General features: G+C 35.2%; 19 protein-coding genes. 3 read left to right on the top strand and 16 right to left on the bottom strand.

All coding sequences use genetic code 11. The features are described 5' to 3' along the window. Nucleotides 1–231 precede the first annotated feature (231 nt). From ACP6PM_RS25035 to ACP6PM_RS25010, 6 genes are all read right to left on the bottom strand, one after another. Nucleotides 232–381, bottom strand: coding sequence for a hypothetical protein (locus ACP6PM_RS25035; RefSeq protein ID WP_426589456.1), 150 nt, complete (start codon nt 379–381; stop codon nt 232–234). A 136-nt stretch (nt 382–517) separates the two neighbouring features. Then, nucleotides 518–1,996, bottom strand: coding sequence for a slr1306 family protein (locus tag ACP6PM_RS25030; RefSeq protein ID WP_426589454.1), 1,479 nt, complete (start codon nt 1,994–1,996; stop codon nt 518–520). Nucleotides 1,997–2,912: 916 nt separating this feature from the next. Beyond that, a complete protein-coding gene (locus ACP6PM_RS25025; RefSeq protein ID WP_426589452.1) occupies nt 2,913–3,035 on the bottom strand; it encodes a hypothetical protein in 123 nt (40 codons plus the stop codon). Nucleotides 3,036–3,071: 36 nt separating this feature from the next. Further along, a complete protein-coding gene (locus ACP6PM_RS25020) occupies nt 3,072–3,263 on the bottom strand; it encodes an IS200/IS605 family accessory protein TnpB-related protein (RefSeq protein WP_426589450.1) in 192 nt (63 codons plus the stop codon). 46 nt (nt 3,264–3,309) lie between these two features. Continuing rightward, a complete protein-coding gene (locus tag ACP6PM_RS25015) occupies nt 3,310–3,558 on the bottom strand; it encodes a transposase (RefSeq protein ID WP_426589448.1) in 249 nt (82 codons plus the stop codon). Between the two features lie 178 nt (nt 3,559–3,736). Continuing rightward, nucleotides 3,737–3,874 (bottom strand): IS1/IS1595 family N-terminal zinc-binding domain-containing protein, encoded by a 138-nt coding sequence (locus ACP6PM_RS25010; protein ID WP_426589446.1) that lies wholly within the window; start codon nt 3,872–3,874, stop codon nt 3,737–3,739. 199 nt (nt 3,875–4,073) lie between these two features. Here ACP6PM_RS25010 and ACP6PM_RS25005 point away from each other — a divergent pair, with 199 nt between their 5' ends. The 3 genes from ACP6PM_RS25005 (at nt 4,074) to ACP6PM_RS24995 (ending at nt 6,989) form a co-directional block, all read left to right on the top strand. Next, nucleotides 4,074–4,346, top strand: a complete 273-nt coding sequence (locus ACP6PM_RS25005; RefSeq protein WP_426589444.1) for a hypothetical protein — start codon at nt 4,074–4,076, stop codon at nt 4,344–4,346. A 576-nt stretch (nt 4,347–4,922) separates the two neighbouring features. Next, nucleotides 4,923–5,972, top strand: a complete 1,050-nt coding sequence (locus tag ACP6PM_RS25000) for a hypothetical protein (protein WP_426589442.1) — start codon at nt 4,923–4,925, stop codon at nt 5,970–5,972. A 15-nt stretch (nt 5,973–5,987) separates the two neighbouring features. Next, a complete protein-coding gene (locus ACP6PM_RS24995; protein WP_426589440.1) occupies nt 5,988–6,989 on the top strand; it encodes a thiaminase II/PqqC family protein in 1,002 nt (333 codons plus the stop codon). 822 nt (nt 6,990–7,811) lie between these two features. On the opposite strand, the gene ACP6PM_RS24990 is transcribed toward ACP6PM_RS24995, so the two are convergent. The 10 genes from ACP6PM_RS24990 to ACP6PM_RS24945 form a co-directional block, all read right to left on the bottom strand. Continuing rightward, nucleotides 7,812–7,946: a hypothetical protein gene (locus tag ACP6PM_RS24990; RefSeq protein ID WP_426589438.1), complete on the bottom strand. Its 135-nt coding sequence runs from the start codon at nt 7,944–7,946 to the stop codon at nt 7,812–7,814. 171 nt (nt 7,947–8,117) lie between these two features. Further along, the gene (locus tag ACP6PM_RS24985) at nt 8,118–8,774 is read right to left on the bottom strand and encodes a family 10 glycosylhydrolase (protein ID WP_426589436.1); all 657 of its coding nucleotides are present in this window, start codon (nt 8,772–8,774) and stop codon (nt 8,118–8,120) included. 724 nt (nt 8,775–9,498) lie between these two features. Then, nucleotides 9,499–10,080, bottom strand: coding sequence for a thioredoxin family protein (locus ACP6PM_RS24980; protein WP_426589434.1), 582 nt, complete (start codon nt 10,078–10,080; stop codon nt 9,499–9,501). Between the two features lie 900 nt (nt 10,081–10,980). Further along, nucleotides 10,981–12,534, bottom strand: a complete 1,554-nt coding sequence (locus tag ACP6PM_RS24975; protein WP_426589433.1) for a sensor histidine kinase — start codon at nt 12,532–12,534, stop codon at nt 10,981–10,983. Nucleotides 12,535–14,131: 1,597 nt separating this feature from the next. Continuing rightward, nucleotides 14,132–14,668, bottom strand: coding sequence for a Rab family GTPase (locus ACP6PM_RS24970; protein ID WP_426589462.1), 537 nt, complete (start codon nt 14,666–14,668; stop codon nt 14,132–14,134). A 2-nt stretch (nt 14,669–14,670) separates the two neighbouring features. Beyond that, entirely contained in the window at nt 14,671–17,151 is a 2,481-nt protein-coding gene (locus ACP6PM_RS24965) for an OmpA family protein (RefSeq protein WP_426589431.1), read from the bottom strand. Nucleotides 17,152–17,157: 6 nt separating this feature from the next. After that, the gene (locus tag ACP6PM_RS24960) at nt 17,158–17,775 is read right to left on the bottom strand and encodes a hypothetical protein (protein WP_426589429.1); all 618 of its coding nucleotides are present in this window, start codon (nt 17,773–17,775) and stop codon (nt 17,158–17,160) included. Between the two features lie 218 nt (nt 17,776–17,993). Next, a complete protein-coding gene (locus tag ACP6PM_RS24955; RefSeq protein WP_426589427.1) occupies nt 17,994–18,176 on the bottom strand; it encodes a MerR family DNA-binding transcriptional regulator in 183 nt (60 codons plus the stop codon). A 40-nt stretch (nt 18,177–18,216) separates the two neighbouring features. Continuing rightward, nucleotides 18,217–18,588 carry a hypothetical protein gene (locus ACP6PM_RS24950; protein WP_426589425.1) on the bottom strand — a complete coding sequence of 124 codons (372 nt, stop codon included), beginning with the start codon at nt 18,586–18,588 and terminating at the stop codon, nt 18,217–18,219. Further along, entirely contained in the window at nt 18,589–18,840 is a 252-nt protein-coding gene (locus tag ACP6PM_RS24945; RefSeq protein WP_426589423.1) for a hypothetical protein, read from the bottom strand. Nucleotides 18,841–19,251 lie beyond the last annotated feature (411 nt).

The following is a 19,251-nucleotide window of genomic DNA, read 5'->3' as shown; positions in this document are numbered from 1 at the left end:
CATGTCTCTTTGAATACCCACAATAAAAAATTGAGGGAACACTTAACTGGGAACACTTAACTGGGAACAGGGAGAAATTTATCAGAGAAAAGATTTTTATTATGGCTAATTAATGAGACTTGATATTAGTTATCAGTTATAAGTAGCTCCAGCAATTCAGATCATAGTCGTCTCGAAAAAATTCTCAATATACTAATTATTTAGCAGAGGTACTTAGTATCTATTGCCATATTATTCTGCCACAGTTGAGACAGCTTCTAATTTTTTCTCCTGTGGCAAAATGTGACTTATTATCTGAGTTACAAAAGACTTCAAAAAATTATTTTCTTGAGTTTTGCTAAATACACTTTGAATAATTTTTCCTGATTTCTCAACTTTCACAAAATGGAGTATCTGTGGCAGTAGGGAAATATTTGGTTCAATTTATATCTGGGAGTCTTCTCAGATATATAGTCGCCTCGGAAAAATTCTCAATATACTAATTATTTAGCAGAGGTACTTAGTATCTATTGCCATATTATTCTGCCACAGTTGAGACAGCTTCTAATTTTTTCTCCTGTGGCAAAATGTGACTTATTACCTGAGTTACAAAAGACTTAAGGAAATTATTTTCTTGAGTTTTGCTAAATACACTTTGAATAATTTTTCCTAACTTCTCAACATTGACAGAATTACTATCTGTTTGAGTAGCAAAATATTCTACTAAACTCATACCTGCTACTCTAGTAAGATAAGCAGCACTGACAGCTTGAATTCCGCCACCAGCGACAAAAGTTATACTGTTACTTTTGAGGATAGTAGTTAATGTTTTAGTAGATAATTCTACCAATCCAAGTTTTAACATTAACTCTGCCATAGTACCTGCTACTTGCTTGCCTTGTTCTAGGGAAATTTTTTGCTCATATATAGCACTTAAGTCTACTATTAATTGAGCATTTATAGCTGCCGTTGCTAATAGGTCTAAAGCTGGAACTGGATTAGCAAATGCTGTAGCAGCAGCTATCCATTGATATTGTTCAATTACAGGAACTGCTCGTTCTCTTCTAATTTGATTGAGAATATTTTTAGCTTCTAATCTAACTATTTCTGCTTTTCTTCTAGTAGTAGCCCAAACTAATTTTTCCCTTTCCTTCTCTAATAATTGATTCAGCTTTTCTGTCAATCCAGATATTTCTGGCAATGGTTGTTCTATAGATTCTTGAATACTACCATCCTGCTGATATTTTCGCACTTTAATAGAATTAGGTCTGGCAGAAATTCCGACTAAATTTTCTTCTGAGTTAATGGTAGATAATGTATCTTTGATTTTTTGGATAATTTGCGGTTTTTGGTCTAGCAAATATAAGTCTTGTTTATTCCAAACCAAAATAAAACGTTGACCGAAAGTTGTTAGTTTTGATAAAGCTTGAAATTCTGAATCTATTAAGTCACCTGTAGTCACAAATAATATCAAGTCGTAAGGTGATAGAAGATTAACTTGAGCATGTTCATTTTTTGTTATCCATTCTGGCAACCAAGTTATATCAGTAATTTCTATTTTTTGGGAATTTGCAGACATCCACTGAGACTTTAATATTTCAGTCAAAGCAGTTTTACCAACTCCCTGATTACCTGTAATAACTATACTTAATTCTTGTCTTTCTAATTCCTGAGTAAGAGTTACTACTTTTTGACGTAGTTGACTAATATCATTACTTATTTTTTCAGACTTATTAATACCTTCCACTTCCAAAGCAAGCTTATCTATAGTAGTAGTTAAGGTTGCGATCGCCTCTTGGGCAACTTCTTTTGTTGGTGATGGGATTATAGTTTGTTTTTGGGGCGCTAGAGATTTTGGTCTTTTTAATAACCAAACTCCCAGACTTGCTGCCATAATTCCTAACATAGCAGTTCCACCAAATTCTGCCACAGAATTTTGGACACTATCTAATAACCATAACAGTAGAGATAATCCTATGCCACCTACTAAAATTGGTCTTTGCAGTTTTACAGCCATTTTTATTCTCCTCGGAAACTCCCTTAGTTATTCATTTTATCATGTTTAGCTTTTTGCTATGTTATTATTCTTTTGAGTTATTTTGACAATCAATCTATCATTAAACATTTTACCTCAATTTTAATTTTACTGGGTTAATTTATTGAGTGTTTAAATTCAGAGATAGGTGTGCGATGAAGTTCAATGGAAATAATTAGCATGTTTAGAGAATAATTAATAATTATTAATTAAATAATTCACCCTTTAAAGCCTCCCCAATAAAGGGGGAAAAGCGGTCGAGGGATGGGGAGATTTCCTCACCATATCCAATCGACCAAGAGAGCGGTCGGAAAGCGGAGCATTCCGTCAGGATGGGATGGGGAGGTTTCCTCACCATATCCAATCGACCAAGACAAGAAATAATATTTCCTTATATTCAATTCCCTCGCGGTTTTAACCAGAGGTAATTATCTATTATCCATTAATGAAAATCATAGATGCAAAAAAAATTGAGTATCAATGTGCGAACTGCTTCATAAAACCGATATAAAACGTCACAAGCGCGACATTTTATACCAAATTCAAAAAAGGCTGTTACATTCTAATTTGTAATTTATTCCTACATTTTAATACTTGATGGCTTGCATTTATTGTCAAAATCAAACTTTTTTTCCTCCATTTTTTGTCTATTTATCTTTGCTGGTTCCGGCGCTCCGTATTTCCTTTTACCTGTTATGTTACTGTAGCAATATTTTATGAAAATGGTATTAATGTTTACTTCCTGCTTCCACCGGAACTGTCGGCAGCACTCCGTCCAGAGGCATCATATAGAATCCGGTTGAACAGTCGTCATTGCGACGGAAGGAAGCAATCTCAGGGATGCGCGGAGATTGCTTCCTTCCACTCCGTTCCAGTCGCAATGACTTGGCTATAGTAATTATCCGGATTTTATATCAATGGTCAAGCCGACCACATTTCTTAAATTTATACTTGCGTTTAAATCCCGGTCTATAGATATCTCAGAGCACCCACACTCATAAGTCCTAAGATTTAATGGCATCTCTTGAATGTGACCACAGTTAGAACAAGTCTTTGATCATGGAAAAAATCTATCAACGACTACTAATTCAGAGCCATACCACTGAGTTTTATATTCTAACTGCCTACGGAATTCATAAAATCCTTGGTCGGCTATAGATTTGGCTAGTTTATGGTTAGCTAACATACCGCTGACGTTCAAGTCTTCAATTACTACACTGCCGTGGTTTTTGGCTAGATAAGTTGTCAATTTATGAAGTGCATCATAGCGTATGTTAGCTACTCGCCTATGTAGTCTAGCTATTTTCAGTCAGTTGTGCTTTTTTCCAGTTAGCTGAACCAACAATTTTATTGCGGTAATGGTATTGTAGTCTCGAAAGCTTGGCTTCAAACTTACGGTATGACTTGACACTTTCAAATACTTTCCCATCACTTAATGTTGCTAATGTTTTCACTCCCAAATCTACACCTACTACATCAGTTGTTTTGGGTGTAGTTATGGCGTGAAATTCATAGTTACAGCTAAGATACCAATCACTTGCCATTCGTTCGCTCTAACTGTTGTGTTTGGTCTTTCGCTATGATCTGCTGAACTTCTGGGGGTAAAACTCGCTCATACCCACCTCAATCATCGGCGTTAGTGAATGGGTAATACTTTTGTCTCAAATCTCTATGAAAAAACTATAGTTGTACGGTTCATAAATATTGAAGAGCATTACTTAATCACCAACCCCCAATCATCAGTATACCAAATTCCGCAGGAAAAGTTTTTTGGTATTTGGGACAATAATATCGTTGACTTCCTTTGCTGGTCTTTCCATGAGACCCGAGTTTTGTGATTACTACACAGAGGACATTCAACGATCGTTTCCACTATTTAGGGACGATATTCATCCGATCATTCCCACACTTTCTTGATGCACTAACCAATTTTCCATCGCACCTCATAGTTTTATGCCAAATTGGCGAGACATATTAGAAATAATATAAGACAATGATCATCAAATGAGAAAATTCAAGTCTAATTCTCACTGAAACAAACTGAAGAGGTAAAAAAATTATGACAAACAAGCGTCTGAAAATCGAGAACCTGGACAATCTCGAAGAACTAAACACTGAGGAAGTTTTCTCCATCCAAGGGGGTTTGCTTGCAGATTCTCCTATCACCGCAGAGAAGGTAGATATCTCTATCGAAGATAAGCTAATTTATCCAGTAAAGCCTGGTCCCATTAAACCTTACCCCCTGCCGTATTGCCGTCCATACCCCCTGCCGTATTGCCATCCATACCCCATTAAGGACGGGAAGCTACTTTGGTGTCCTGTCGTCCTCTAATTTCCTGTATGGAATACTGTAAGGACTCGTGTAAAAATAACCTGAACAGTTTCTTTTATGGAAGCTAAATTTCACAATTTATCTAAAATAAATTTTGTACAACTTAATTTTTACATGGCTCCTAAGACTAACTGGCGGTAGCCCTAGGAACGTGGAACTGAGCGCGCGAAGCAGAATACGTCAGGTCTCGTTGAATCAGGAAACTGCTTATCTATCGGGCAGAGATGATAAGCAGTAGTTCACAGAATGTGTAAACCTATAATCCGTTCTGCTGAACTTACCCAAACTGAGGTTTTAGCTTTGGAGACAAGCTTCCTGCTTGAGGCATATACTACTGCCTCATGGGCTGTAACTTATTTTCAAGAGAAGACTTCAAATCGACTGATTTAAGTATAACATAAGCTTTGCCATTTACTACTAAAAAATTTGAAAAAGCGGTCGGAAAGCGGAGCATGACCTAGGATGGGATGCTGAGGAAACCTAGCCATATCCAATCGACCAAGAGAAAAGTAAGTTTAAGTATATTTAGTTAAAATTTCAGTTTATGTTTTTACCCCGGATATTAAGGAAAATGTTATGGGAAGCGTTGCCTCAAATTTAGATATACAAATGCATAATCAAGGCTTTCAGGGAAAAGATACGCAAAGCCAAACAGTGCTGCGTCCTCGATTGGCGTGTAAGGTGAATATCTATAGCGATCGGATTATTCTTTCTCAGGATGGTCGAGATTTTGAGTTCCAGATTAACGGTCAATCAGGAGAAGCCTTGCAGAAACTTTTCTCCATCATGGACGGAACCAAAACTCTGAGCGAACTCCAACAGAAGTTATCTCCTGATAACCCTGAAGTTATTAATACTATCGTGCGTAACTTAGACGAGCAGGGATTGCTCGATGACGTTGCCCAGTTGAGAGTTCATTCAGGGATCGATACCCTGCTGGAATTGGAGGATTTAACTCATGAATTGCTCGACAAGAGCCTTGAAGAAAATCCGTTTTGGAAATTAATCAACTCAACAGCACCTGAACTGCCAATCAATGTTTTGTATGGCTTTGCGATCGAGAATTATCACTTTTTCTCCCTAAAGCGCTGTTTTCAGTCTCCTGTGCTGGGATTCCAAAACTCTACAAAAGTTCGATATTTGCTCAATGAACTCTACTCTCAAGAATACGGGCAAGATAAGCTGGCCATGGAAGCGCTTAATGTTATTGGCATTAGCCATGAGGAACTCACAGAGACAATGCCACTCCCAGAAACCATGGGGATGTGTAATGGTTTGGCATTTTGGGCAAACTTTGAGCCACTTTTTTTTCTTACTACCTTGGGAGTTTTGGCAGATAGAACTTTCAAAAATTTCCAGCTCTATCTTGGAGCCTGTGAGCGGCTTGAACTAGACTCTCACTTTATCGACCCGATGAGAGAACTGGTCAATACTAAGCTAAAACGGGAACAGGAACACTTAATCCGTCGCATCTTTCAAGAAATCCCCCACATCGACCGAGAAACGAGACAGCGGTTCAGGGGGCAAACTTACCTATTTATTGAAATGTATGATAATTTCCATAGGGCTATAGGTCAGTACTACTCGTCTACTACTCATTTACTGCGACGAGTTTCGGCAATTTAACAGAGGGAAGGAATTATGTCATTGACGAAGGTTTTATGCCAACAGCCACTATTCAAAGATGGGGTACTTTTTAAATTTAAGGATACTGGCGTTGAAATTCGCTATCGCGACCAAGGGTGCTCCATCAATTTTCCGCCTGAAGACCAACAGGAGACAACTCAACTTTTAAGACTGTTGCAGCTCGGTGGAATGTCCTCAGAGCAATTAGCTCAAGCTTGTCCGGGGATTCGAGAGCAACTCCCAGAACTGCTTGCCGAGTTCCAGCGCCGTGGTCTGCTAACCGAAAACCAGAGGGAAGTGGAATCCCCTGGGGTGACTGGACTCCAGTTCTACCGAGAACTATCCAGATTCCTGGGGCGCCTAAAGAGGCGATTTCCCCCTTCTCCCTTCTTGGAGAAGATGGCTGAGGGGACGCTCTCCAGAAATCAGTTGATTGGCTATGCTTTGGAATCCTACCACGTCACCCATTTCTGCCCAAGACTGTTAGCTCCCTCTTTAGCCAATTACGAATCACCGAGGACGCAAAAACTCCTCCAGGAATTCTTTGTCTGTGAGTTGCACCACGACCGTTTGATTGAGAATTCTTTAAAGGGCGTGGGAATTGAGGGGGAGCAACTCAAACAGATGCAGCCGCTCCCCATGACTTTTGCACTCTGCGCTACCCTAGGAGTTTTTGCTTCGCGGCATCCTCTGAGTTTCAAAGCGGCACTGATGCTATTTGAAGAAGACGACAAGAAGTTCCACCAGTTGTTTAAAGAGCATTGTCAAGCGGAGGAGCTACCTTCTGAATTCTATCAACCCATCCTACTGCATGCTTCCATCAATGATGAGGGGGCACACGAACAAATCACAGAGGTTCTGCTCGCAGAGGTGTCCTATGTGTCACCGGAAGAACAATTGGCGGTGAAGAAGAACATGGGAATTTTAATGGAGTCGATGGTGCTGCGGACTCACGAGATTCTTGATTACTATGGCAACCCAAATAACATAATTCCTCGTTGTTTTACTAGCTCGTGATTACCAGACAGAGGACATTCGACGATCGTTTCCACTATTTAGGGAAAATATTCATCTTATCATTCCCACACTTTCCTGATGCACTATCTTCAAGACTTGATAATTGATAATTACCTCTTCCTAAAACGGATTGGATTGAGACAAGGGAAGAAAATTTTGACTTTTTCTTCTTAAAAGAAGAGGCTTTCAAACTGAAATTAAGTAATTATCAATTGTCAATTTTTAATTAGGGCTTGCTGATTAAATATCAAACTCTTTACAGATAAATATTTTAGCCTTTTTAGGTCTAAAAAAGTGCAAGCTTTTAGGTCTCTCAGGTTCAAAAATTGAATATTAAAGGCTCACTATGGCAGAAAAATTAAGGGACAATTCTTGCTCCTACCTCCTCTAAATTCCCATTTATTCTGACTCCTGACTCCTGACTCCTACCCGAACCCATGCATAGTTTTTCAGCAAACCCTAATTATTATACCAAATCCGGTTATAAAAAGGTGATAAAAATCTAGTTAGTCCAAATACTTCTAATATAGAATCCGGTTATATAATATATGTTGATAATTCTATAATTACTTCAATCCTTCAATTTCCCCATCTCCCTATCTCCCCATCTCCCCCAAGCATATAATAACTATTCAACCGGATTTGATATAACCCTTCTGCCTCCTGCCTTCTGCCTTCTGCCTTACCCTTTTAATAAACCGGAGTGTGTAAACCGGATTTGATATTAATTGGTAAATATCATCAATCTGACATTTTCAGCAAATAAACCAGACTTCTTAGCTAGAAGAATTGCTATATAAAGCAGAAACTATAAAGCTGATTTTACGCGGGAAGCTGCTGATTCTGGTTTTCAAGAACCGGAAAAACTAACACACTATTAATATTAGAATCATTAACTAATTCCTGGAGACGATGTAATTGTTTATCGCTAATTGCAATACCATCATATTTTTTCACATAATTTAATTCTTCCTGAAAATTTTCATCATTATAAACTTGAATAAATACTCTATCTACTGACTATTTTTCCCAGTCTGCCGCAAAATATTTTTTTGCCCAATAAGGGTTGTGATGACATATATCAAAACTAACTGAATTATTCGCTTTTTTCATTTCTTGTATCATTCGCTAGGTAAAATTTGTTAGGTTAACTGTTCGGTCTACTTTTCCTAGTAATTCTGCATGATATCCCAGATAATCATCCCATTGAACTGCATCTATATTTGGATATTTTTTGACAAATTCAACTAAAATGTTGGTAAAGAAATTAGCTACTTCTTCCATTTCTACATCTAAGACATAATGCTCAATTTTATCGTAGGTTTTATCCACTCCAGGAACTATCCATTTTTTCCTAATTGTTAAGTCCAATATCGGACTATTTTCATCGATTTTAATGCCTTTCTCGAAGTAAGCATGAACTTCCATCCCTTGTTGTTGACTTGGGGTTAATTCTTCATCCTTTTTTTCTGAATAAGGAGTTGGTAATGGTGTTTTTGTTTTAGAGGAGTCTGGTTGATTTTTAGTTAGTTCTGCTGGAGATGGTTTTGTTGAACTTAATTCAGTTGATTTTTCTTGAGAGTTTAAAAAAGGAATAGGTAGGTTAGGAAACTTTTCATGGAACCAAGAAACCACAGAAGTATTAGATATGACTTGAGATAAATCAATATTCTTTCTCTCGATAAACCACCAGTAACTTCCTCCTAAAATCATCGTAAAAATTAGCTGTTCTACAAGGCAACCTGCATCAAAAAGGCGAGAGTAGTCGGAATCTTTTTTTGACATAATAAAATTCTAATAAATTTGGGTGAATGTTTTTCTATTTAGTTAATCTCAATCTAATTTAAGCTTGTAGGATACTACTACAAGCTTAAATCATTGTTCCTACTAAATAAATACAATCTCTGAATAAAAAATTTCAGATTTTTTCTCAAGTTATATTGAATCTAATGACTATAGAAACTTTACGCTAAATAAGTTCCAACTCTCTCCCCATCTGATCAAAACCTTCACGTCTCAAACTAACCTTTGCTTTTCTAGTCTTACCGAAAAATTAAGGTATAAAGCCTCTCCATTTATGGATAAAAAAGAAAAAAAATCCTTTTGGTCAATCCTCTTCTTTATAATAAGGGGTAATTATTAATTGTTGAAATCTACTGAAGCTTGATATTATAGTTAGGACTAATTTTATCTGCCATTGCTGCAACTTTCTGACGAACATTATCAGGTAGTAGAATATAACCTAAATCAGCACTTACCTTTTGCCCTTTATTTAATCCATACCTGATTTTTATATCTCCTTCTACCGTGAATTCTAAATTCAGAATTCTGACTCCTACCTTTTTATTTATAACTATTTAACCGGACATAATATAACTCCTGCTCTAGATGAAATTAGCTAATTGCTGATGCCTAGCAGTTCAATGCTTACGATTAAGTTTTTATGTTATCTCCTGGCAATGACAATATTAGGTAAGCATCAGCATTTTAACCATCTTTAAAATTACTTCTAACCAAAATAAGAAGGCTCATTTCCTGGTTTCCATTTAATATTACAACCGATACTAGGCTTTTGTTCTTCCCCTATATTTTTTCCTGCTAAGACTGTATCTAAAGCTGCTCGTAAATCACTTCCGGTTACTGGTTTTTCATTACTAGGCCGACTATCATCTAATTGTCCTCTATATGCTAATTTAAAGTCGGCATCAAATAAGAAAAAATCAGGAGTACAAGCAGCAGTATAAGATTTTGCGACCTCCTGAGTTGCATCGAAACAATAGGGAAAATTAAATCCTAATTCTAATGCCATTTCTTTTAGTTTATCTGGAGAATCATCAGGGTGAGCTTCAATATTATTGGAACTAATAGCGACAATTCCTACATCTTTTGAAATGTAATCTTTGCCAATTTGAGCAAGTTCTAATTGAACGTGTTTCACAAATGGGCAATGACGACAAATAAACATTACTAACAATGCTTTTTTTCCCTCAAATGTTGATAGGGAAATTATCTCGCCGGAAACCACATCTGGTAACTGAAAATTTGGCGCTAGAGTTGCCAATGTCAACATTGTAGACTCTGTTAAAGCCATAAATTACTCCTTTTTAACTTTACTTTATAGAAAAAATACCACATTTTTTGTCAGGATTCAGTAGTAAAAATTAATCAGGGGGTGTCATTTCAGTTATTAGTTGTCAGTTATCAGACTTTAAATATTACTACATTATTAGTTAAGGATTTCCCCAATCTACTCTAAAAGCAATAATACCAAATCTAGTGACTAAAAATATTTTATTCTAAATCAGGTTAAACCATATCCTCCTCCATAAACTCATAATACTCTATCGACCTGATTTAGCATGATTATTATCAGCTAGTTACCTTCTATGGCAAAATTATAAACATGTTCAACAATTAATAATTAATAATTAATTATTACCTCTTCTGTAATAAAAGGATTGCCTAAAATGAATTTTTTTCTTCTCTTGGTTGATTGGATATGGCGAAGTTTCTTCGCCATCCCACCCTACGGGAAGCTCCGCAATTCAAGTTGCTCCGCATTTCATGTCGGCGACAGCCGAAAACATTCAATTCCCTTACAGTTTTAACCAGAGGTAATTATCTATTATCCATTATCCATTAATGAAATGAACATTTTTTGCCAAATTCATAATAAGTAGATAGTTTTTATCTTGAAAACTACTGATATTTTTTCTTGTACAAAAAATTTATATATAGCAGTTCTCATATTAATGAGGTACAGTATTTTTTTCTATTCCTTATTCCCTATTCGCTGTTGCCTAAAATCGAAAATTTGTGTATCTCAGCAATTTGATAAATGCTATAGTGGTTATCATAATTAATGAAGTACAGTAGTTTTTTCTCTTCCTTATTCCCTATTCTCTAAAATCAAATACTTGTTCACTTCAGCAATTTGAGAAACCGTATAAAATGATTAATTTCCTATTTCCCATTCTTGATTGCCTTTTCCCTAATTTGAATATACTCTTTCTAATGGAATTTCCACTATAAAAGTAGTTCCTTTACCAACTTCACTCAAAAAATCTATTTTTCCACTATGCAACTCTACGCACTGTTTAACAATAGATAATCCTAATCCTGTTCCTGCTATTTTGCCTACATTACTTGCTCTGTAGAAAGATTCAAATAATTTTTTTTGGTTCTCAACTGGAATACCTATCCCCTCATCTTTGATGGAAAAAATAGCTTTTTGCTCATCCAAAGTCAACTGGAAATCTACCTGACCTCCTGTCGGTGAATACTTAATAGCATTGGATAATAAATTATTTAAGATATGCCGAATTAGTTTCTCATCCATCCAGAAAAATTGGACCTCATTCTTGTCAGATTTAGATTTAGATTTTTGGGAATTTTTTTTGTTAATTGTGAAGTTAATAATATGTTTACTACTAGCAGTAACTTTGATAGAGTTGACAATATGAGAGGCGACTTTAATCAAATCAATAGGTGCTGGTTTATATTTGAGTTTTCCCGCATCTGCTTTACCAATAAATCTGACATCTTCTAGCAGTTCAAGCATTTCTTGTATAGATTCTTCAATGTAGAGTAAATATTGATTTTTTTCTGCTTCAGTAATTTCAGATTCGTAAGCTCGAAGCAATTGACTAGATAATAAAACTGTATTTAAGGGATTACCAAATTCGTGAGTAACCATTGAGAAAAAACGACCCCTTACTTCTCTCAAATCTCGTTCTTGTTCCAAAGCTTGACGTATTTCTTCTTCCTCTTTTTTCCGCTCTGTAATATCTCTACCTATATAAACAAAATTTTCTACTCCTTCCACGTCTGTCTGAATTACTGAACAAGAAAATTCAACAATAATTTTTTCTCCACTTTTGTTCTGACAAATTAATTCTACATCTTGAGATACTTGCCCTTGTAATAACAGATGTTTTTGTCGCGCTTTATGTAGTAATTTTTCTTGAGGAATGATCATGGAAATTTCTTTGCCTAGCAACTCTTCTTTCTGATAGTCAAATAAAATTTCTGCTGCATGATTCACAGTTTTAATTACTCCAGAACTTGTTGTTACCAATAAAACATCTGCCATATAGGTAATAATTTTATTAATATAATCCTGAGAAGCAGTCAAAGCACTTAATAAAAGATGAGATTCATTGGCACTTTGAATTAACTTCTGCTGCATTACCATGTTTTCTGTGACATCTTCAACTAATACTATTAAGTTTTTTTCTGATAAATTTGGATTTAAATCTGCAATTATAGATAGATTTATATACAGAGGAGATTTATTTTCTGGAGACCTCGCAACTCCTTCATATTCAAAAATTTCTCTCTTTCCATTAATTACTTCCTCTAGTATTTTTTCGGTTCCTATTAATTCTGGAAAACTACTCTGAATATCTTCACCAGGAATTGCTAATTTGGGAAATTCAGCAAACTTTTTTAACCCATTTGATACCTCTAAAATTTTTAACTGTGAATTAATCATCAAATACTCTGTTTGACGAGATAACAATAGTTTTTTTAACTGGTTAATCATGGGTAGTTCAAGCTAAAAAATTTTATTTATTGAGGAATAATTTAGAAGTCTGACTTCTAAATTTTGCATAGAATTCTCTAGTAATACCAAGCTTGATAAATGTTTGCTACAAATAGCTAGGGGATTTTTGGTCGGACTGAGTCAGAATGAATAGCTTTGATACCATTTCTGATTTCATAACTTATCTTATTGGTCAAAGGAAAATCTACTGTAAAGTCTTTTTATTGCCCTGATTATTCGTAACATTCTTTTTTCATGCATGGTATAATACCGTTTCACGCAAGTTAGATCAAATTCGCTTAATTCGGTATAAAAAAGTGTTCCATCTGAGCGCCATTGCCAAATTTTTCTAAATTCTCTTTCCTCCCCGCCTCCGCGCCTTCTGACTTCTGACTTCTGACTCCTGACTCTTTATCTAATTACACCAATGCTACCGGATTTGATATTAAAAGTCAAAAGTCATGCATTAAAATTTTATAGGCTCAAAACTTTGATGCTACAGTAATTTTAGGAAATTATTTCATCTAAAGTTGGAAACTATTTGTGATATCTTTAAAGTGAATTAGTATAAGTATACTGTTTTACGGAATTCTGAATTCTGAATTCTGAAGTTAGATTGGATAGGCTAAAAACTTTGACAATACAAGAGTTTGAGGCAATTATTTGACATTTAAAGTTGGAAACTATTTGTGATATCTTTAAAGTCAATTGGTATAAGTATACCGTTTCACGGAATTCTGAATTCTGAAGTTAGATTGGATAGGCTAAAAACTTTGACAAGACAAGAGTTTGAGGCAATTATTTGACATCTAAAGTTGGAAACTATTTGTAATATCTTTAAAGTGAATTAGTATAAGTAGAGTAAGGTAAAAAAAGACGTTGCATATTTAGCTACAAAATGCATCAAAATAATGATATAACTAACTTTTGAACTAATTGACAATTTGATAGATAACGCACAAAATTTACCACGCTCTACTTAGGAGGGGATGATCGACGAAGTCATAAGTTAGAAGTTGTTTTTTGTCACGAAGATTTTGATCAACCCTCCAAAAACATTTCGCCTTCAAAGACGAGGTTGGGCGACCCAATTATTTTAATAAGTAGATTTAATACCAAATCTGATTCATATTTGCTACATATTCTGAAAAAAAAGTCTCATACCAATTATCTAAAGTCTTGCTCTACTTAGAAGCTGGAAAAAATAACTTTTATTTATCACAAAAGTTACCAAATAGCGAATATTTACTCCAACAAATAATATTTATAAATATCAAATCTAAGTATAGCAAAGTTTCTGGTAATTGGTATTAGGTATTACGACTAGGGAATAAATACTTAATTATAAAGTAGTTTTAAAATCAAGTATTAATTTTTATAAATCATATAATAACACCACAAAATAATCAGATTTGTAGTCTTTATGCAGAACTAAATCTGCAACTAATTACATAAATTTTGAGGATGGTGAGGTACAGTTTATTCATTCTCTGTTGTCTGTTGCCAGATGAGCTGTTGCCAAGTCCTAAAATTTTGTACCTCATAACTCCAAAACTGCTGTAATTTTTTTTCTACCTCCTAACTACTGATTCCTGCTTCAAACTGTTTTTTCCATCATCCTATAAGATAACTTATCAAAAATATCATCTACATTTTCACCAGTTTTAGCAGATGTATTATATGTTGCTATGACTCTTTCATCTTCCTGATGATTGAATTGCGATAATAGTTGATTAATTATTTCTGCATCAACTAAGTCAGATTTATTCAATCCCAATATAGCTATACTTTGAGGATTTATTGAGAAAAATAATTCTAATCTTTCAGTAAGATTATCTATAGTTTCTTGACGAGTGACATCTGCTACAACTATTGCTCCACTTGCCCCTTGTAAATAACTAGGAGCGATCGCCTTAAACTTAGTATGACCCTCTAAATCCCAAATTAATAGCTTCAAGGAATTATTTTTTTCTGCTTCTGTTGTGGCTAAACTTACTATTTTACTAGAAATTTTTACCCCTACTGTAGAAAGATATTGGTCACTAAACTGCCGATCAACAAATCGACGAATTAGGCTAGTTTTTCCCACACCAAAATCACCAACAAGACAAATTTTTTTCGATATCATAATTATAGTCAGTTGTCTTCTGCAGTTGCTTCAAACAAATCAAATGTTACACACCTACTCAATAATAGTGGCTGATTGTACTCTACATCTTGAGGAGAGTTTGTTTGTCCAGTTACTTGTAATCGTCTGGCCTCCACTCCTTGTTTGACCAAAGCATCTCTGACTATATTGGCTCTTTGTATGGCCAATTTTTGGTTGCTCTCTGGATTGCCAGTACGATCTGTATGACCTATTATCCTAAGATGTTTTTGAGGGTATTGACTGAGAAATTCTTTAATTTCGGCCATTGTCTCTGCATAAGTAGGCTCAAGTTTAGCTGAACCTAGATCGAAATAGATACGAGTTTTCAGTTTTAGTGGACTTAGTTTAATTGTGGTAATGACAGATTGGACTCCGGGGACTTGCTCAATTTTTCTAATTATTTTCTGAGTATCTGCCATATCCATCACTGTTCCTTTCACAGTCACTTTATCTTCTGTATAGTTACTGGTGATGGACACGCCTTCCATTTGATTTAATGCTTTTGTCATTCGCTCTACTTCACCGCTTACTTCCGAGGGGTCGGGTGGTATTTCTATCGCTACTATTTGATTATCTAGTTCTAGATTATAAAGGTCAGCCTGTTTTTGAGCTATTTCTACTGCTTGATTGCGTAAATTTTGATTTGGCAGTCGCCCAGTTAGAGTTAAAGAACCTCTTTTTACTTCTGCATTTAAACTATAAAAGGCTAACTCTGGAATATTCGCCCAACCTTGAGTAGTTCTTACTTCAACATTTCGATAAACTCTACTGTAATACTGATAGATTCCCCAAGGAATGAGAATTAAACTTACAATTAATCCAAAAATTATTAATAGGGCAGTAGGTGGTTGAGAAACAGAGAGTTTCTGATTTTCTTGTACATCTATGTCTATTAATGCTTTTAGTAGTAATTTAATTGAGTTAGGAATCGTATCTGGGTCTCCGGCAAAATTCTTAATATCTCTACCGTAATCTATCACAATGTTGCTGAGTGTTTGTCGTAATTCTTTAATAAATGACTTGTTAGGTTCTCCCTTAATTACTACTGCTAAATAACAATGTCCAGCCACTTCTAAGATTATTTTTGAATCTCCATATTCAATCTCATTCAATTCTGAAATATCTCCAGACTGAACAATACAATCATTCACAAAACTCCGGATGGCTGTTAACATTCCCGCCACCATTTCTGATTCTAATTTTTCTCGCCCAGACTGTTGAGCTTCAGCAATTACTAAACCTGATTCTTTGTGAATTAAAAATACTGCTTGAACAGTAAAAACCATTATTTCTGAGAGCATAAGTTCTCCCTCAGAAACTCCTTGAAAAATTGCTTGAATTTTTCGTCTTATTCCCTTGAAACTAAATGTATCTGAAATTTTGTCATTAATTTCTCGAATTGCTTCGGTCATGTATTTAGAAATGGTACTGCCAATAACAGGATATAGAGCATCTACGATGGAATTTTGCTCTAGGGAAATTTGGTCTTTAATTACTGTACCCATTTCTGGTGCTAATGCTTGAGAAATTTGTCGCCTATCTATCCTAATTTGTTCTCTAATTGCAGCTCCCATTTCTGGTGCTAATGCCTTAGCAATTTCTTGAGGATAATTCTGTATTGTATAGGAAATTACTGCTGGCAATAAAGGTGCTAAAACTTCAATAATTGACTGTTGGTCTTGTTCTATTTTCTTAGTCAGAATAATATCAATAATTGGTGCTAATGCCTCAGCTATTAGTTGAGGTTCTTGATTTATTTGTATTGCTATTGCCGGAGATAATATCGGAGCTAGTGCAGAACTTATTGCTTCTCGATCTTGTCTAAATCTTTTTTGTATAGCTTGGTCAATTACTGGGGTAATTTTTTCTATAATTTCTCCTTCTGTTTGACCTAAATGAGTGAATAAATTTTCTAATAATAAAGGATCGAATAGATTATTTAATCCATTTTGATGATAATCGAAACTTTTGTTTCCTAAGTTATTATTTAGCCTCCGAATTAATCGAGCTACTTTTGAGCCAAATAATAGATTCTGTAAAGCTTCAAATGCTTCTAGTTCTGCATTATATTGTTGATAATTATTTGAAAATTCCGATGTTTTTTCTAGTTTATTTTCTGGTAAAAGTAATAATTCTTCTCTAGTTAATATTTTTGTTTGATTATTAGTATATATATTTTCTACATCTATAATATTATCGTGATTTTGAGAAGACTCTTTTTGAAGAGAATGATTGATAGAGTCATCCTGATTTTCAATTTGAATAGCTTCCTTTTCCAGAAAACTTATATGCTGTTTAGACTCAATAGACTTATCTGTCAAATCTTCAGGAACATCAATTAAGTTTAGGTCAGCTAATAAATCGAACAAACATTTTAGCTGTTCAACTTCTTCTACATTGATTTCAACAGATTGATTATTGTCTATATATTTCTGATTTTTAGCAGGTTTTCTGTTCAAGTAAGCCATCTATTTCTAGTTTATTAAATTGTTATCTGATACTAAAATCTCTGTTCCTATATTTTTATCTGCTGCTTCTTTAAGTTCAGTCATTAACTCAGTTTTTTTCATTCTCATGCCAACCTCAAACATAATTTCTGCTAAATCATTCCGTGAAACTTTGCCATCTTGAAGTAAGGAAAACTGCTTCTCAAGTTCCTCAAATATTTGAGTTTTCAGGTTACTGACATCGTTCTCTAGTTTCTCCCTTGTTTTTGATAATTTATCTTGGAGAGAAGTTGTTTGATTATCAATAATTTCATCTAAAGCTTCTTTAGTAGTAGTAATTTTTCGATTTACCCGTTCAATTTGTTGCTTAGTTTCACCAAGATCTTCTTGATTATTTTGGAGAGTTAAATTTATACTTCTAATTTTTTGATCCATAGAATCAACCGTAGCTTGTAGTTCTGTAGAAAAAGCATTTTTGACTTGTTCTATTTGATTATGAATTTCTTGTTTAACTAGAGATAGTTCTGATTCTAGCTTATCAAAACGATTTTCGTATTCTCTGAGCTTAGAGCCAAAAATTATATCGCGAATTTTATCAATATTTCCTAGTCTCTCACGCATTTCTTCTTTGGTTAATTCGGCCATCTTTTTTCCTAGTGAATTGACAAAATTAGTATAAGCTAAAAAGCTTACATTCTTAATTCTACTTGATTTTGCTTAGACTTGAAAATATTAACCGGGTTTATTGGGTCTGAGGTTTTCAGCAGATCGACCAGAATTCTGGAGTTGGTGTGAATATAGAAGTAGGGTTGATACCAAGCGCGATCGATGTTTACTACCAATAGTTAGACTATTTATAGGAGTCAGAATGAATAGTTTAAATACCATTTATTAGGTTGTAGTTTCTGTTCATCTGTGTAGTATCGATGACCACCTACAGTTCTTAATGGCTTCAGTTTTCCAGAGGAGTCCCATCGATGTAATGTTTTGACACTGACTCCTGCTAGATCAGCAAATTCACTTGGTCTATAGTGCATCCTAGACATTATGTACAGGTATGTCTAGTATTGTACAGGTTTTTGTCTTCTAGGAAAAGCTCTTTTTATTCAAAGGGACATCTGATTTGACATACCTAATTCCCCGAGACCCCAGAGCACTCCTCAAAACAGAACCCATTTGAGATTTATGAGCGGGAGTCTGGGGAATTTGGGAAGTGTGGGAAGTTTGGGGAGTGTGGAAAGTGTGGGAAGTTTGGGAGTATTTTTCAACTTGCCTAATTCCCCGAGACCCCAGAGCACTCCTCAAAACAGAACCCATTTGAGATTTATGAGCGGGAGTCTGGGGAATTTGGGAAGTGTGGGAAGTTTGGGGAGTGTGGAAAGTGTGGGAAGTTTGGGAGTATTTTTCAACTTGCCTAATTCCCCGAGACCCCAGAGCGCTCCTCAAAACAGAACCCATTTAGGATTTATGAGCGGGTGTTTGGGGAGTTTGGGGAGTTTGGGAGTATTTTTCAACTTGCCCAATTCCCCGAGACCCTAGACCGCTCCTCAAAACAGAACCCATTTGGGATTTATGAGCGGGAGTTTGGGGAGTGTGGGAAGTTTGGGAAGTGTGGGGAGTGTGGGAGTATTTTTCAACTTGCCTAATTCCCCGAGACCCCAGAGCGCTCCTCAAAAATAAATATCCTGGGAATTGATACCAAATAGACATCTCCAATCATAAAAAATCATGGTCATTATCGACACTAAGTCATAAATTATTTCCCCCTACTCCCTACTCCCTACTCCCTGCTCTCTACTCTCTACTCACTGTTTTCTGGAGATACACTTAAGACTTCTATATCTATAGAAGTTGGGTAGATCCAGTTAATATCATTAATCTGGTGTTTTCAACAAATAAACCAGACTTATTCAAAGGATGCAAAAACAATAAATCCGACTTATTTAACCGTCAAATAAAAACTAATAAAATCTGCTTTTCATCTATCAATAAATATCTCTATATATTAGAGAAGTGGGTGATTTTCAAACCGGATTATATAGAAAAAAAATTAACTCTACTTCTTTAATATTGTATGAAAAAGCGATAAAAAATGGACTATAAGCGAGGAATATACAATGA

Source organism: Dapis brunnea BLCC-M229, from assembly GCF_050015995.1.
Classification (GTDB): domain Bacteria; phylum Cyanobacteriota; class Cyanobacteriia; order Cyanobacteriales; family Microcoleaceae; genus Trichodesmium.
Note: the sequence above shows the minus strand (reverse complement) of the source record. Positions and strands in the feature narration are given on the sequence as shown.

Excerpts from the sequence above, each read along its gene's own strand:
- ACP6PM_RS25030 (WP_426589454.1), bottom strand. The coding sequence starts at position 1,996 with ATGGCTGTAAAACTGCAAAGACCAATTTTAGTAGGTGGCATAGGATTA.
- ACP6PM_RS25025 (WP_426589452.1), bottom strand. The coding sequence starts at position 3,035 with ATGCCATTAAATCTTAGGACTTATGAGTGTGGGTGCTCTGAGATATCT.
- ACP6PM_RS25015 (WP_426589448.1), bottom strand. The coding sequence starts at position 3,558 with ATGGCAAGTGATTGGTATCTTAGCTGTAACTATGAATTTCACGCCATA.
- ACP6PM_RS25005 (WP_426589444.1), top strand. The coding sequence starts at position 4,074 with ATGACAAACAAGCGTCTGAAAATCGAGAACCTGGACAATCTCGAAGAA.
- ACP6PM_RS25000 (WP_426589442.1), top strand. The coding sequence starts at position 4,923 with ATGGGAAGCGTTGCCTCAAATTTAGATATACAAATGCATAATCAAGGC.
- ACP6PM_RS24995 (WP_426589440.1), top strand. The coding sequence starts at position 5,988 with ATGTCATTGACGAAGGTTTTATGCCAACAGCCACTATTCAAAGATGGG.
- ACP6PM_RS24985 (WP_426589436.1), bottom strand. The coding sequence starts at position 8,774 with ATGTCAAAAAAAGATTCCGACTACTCTCGCCTTTTTGATGCAGGTTGC.
- ACP6PM_RS24980 (WP_426589434.1), bottom strand. The coding sequence starts at position 10,080 with ATGGCTTTAACAGAGTCTACAATGTTGACATTGGCAACTCTAGCGCCA.
- ACP6PM_RS24975 (WP_426589433.1), bottom strand. The coding sequence starts at position 12,534 with ATGATTAACCAGTTAAAAAAACTATTGTTATCTCGTCAAACAGAGTAT.
- ACP6PM_RS24965 (WP_426589431.1), bottom strand. The coding sequence starts at position 17,151 with ATGGCTTACTTGAACAGAAAACCTGCTAAAAATCAGAAATATATAGAC.
- ACP6PM_RS24960 (WP_426589429.1), bottom strand. The coding sequence starts at position 17,775 with ATGGCCGAATTAACCAAAGAAGAAATGCGTGAGAGACTAGGAAATATT.
- ACP6PM_RS24955 (WP_426589427.1), bottom strand. The coding sequence starts at position 18,176 with ATGTCTAGGATGCACTATAGACCAAGTGAATTTGCTGATCTAGCAGGA.
- ACP6PM_RS24950 (WP_426589425.1), bottom strand. The coding sequence starts at position 18,588 with ATGGGTTCTGTTTTGAGGAGCGCTCTGGGGTCTCGGGGAATTAGGCAA.
- ACP6PM_RS24945 (WP_426589423.1), bottom strand. The coding sequence starts at position 18,840 with ATGTCTATTTGGTATCAATTCCCAGGATATTTATTTTTGAGGAGCGCT.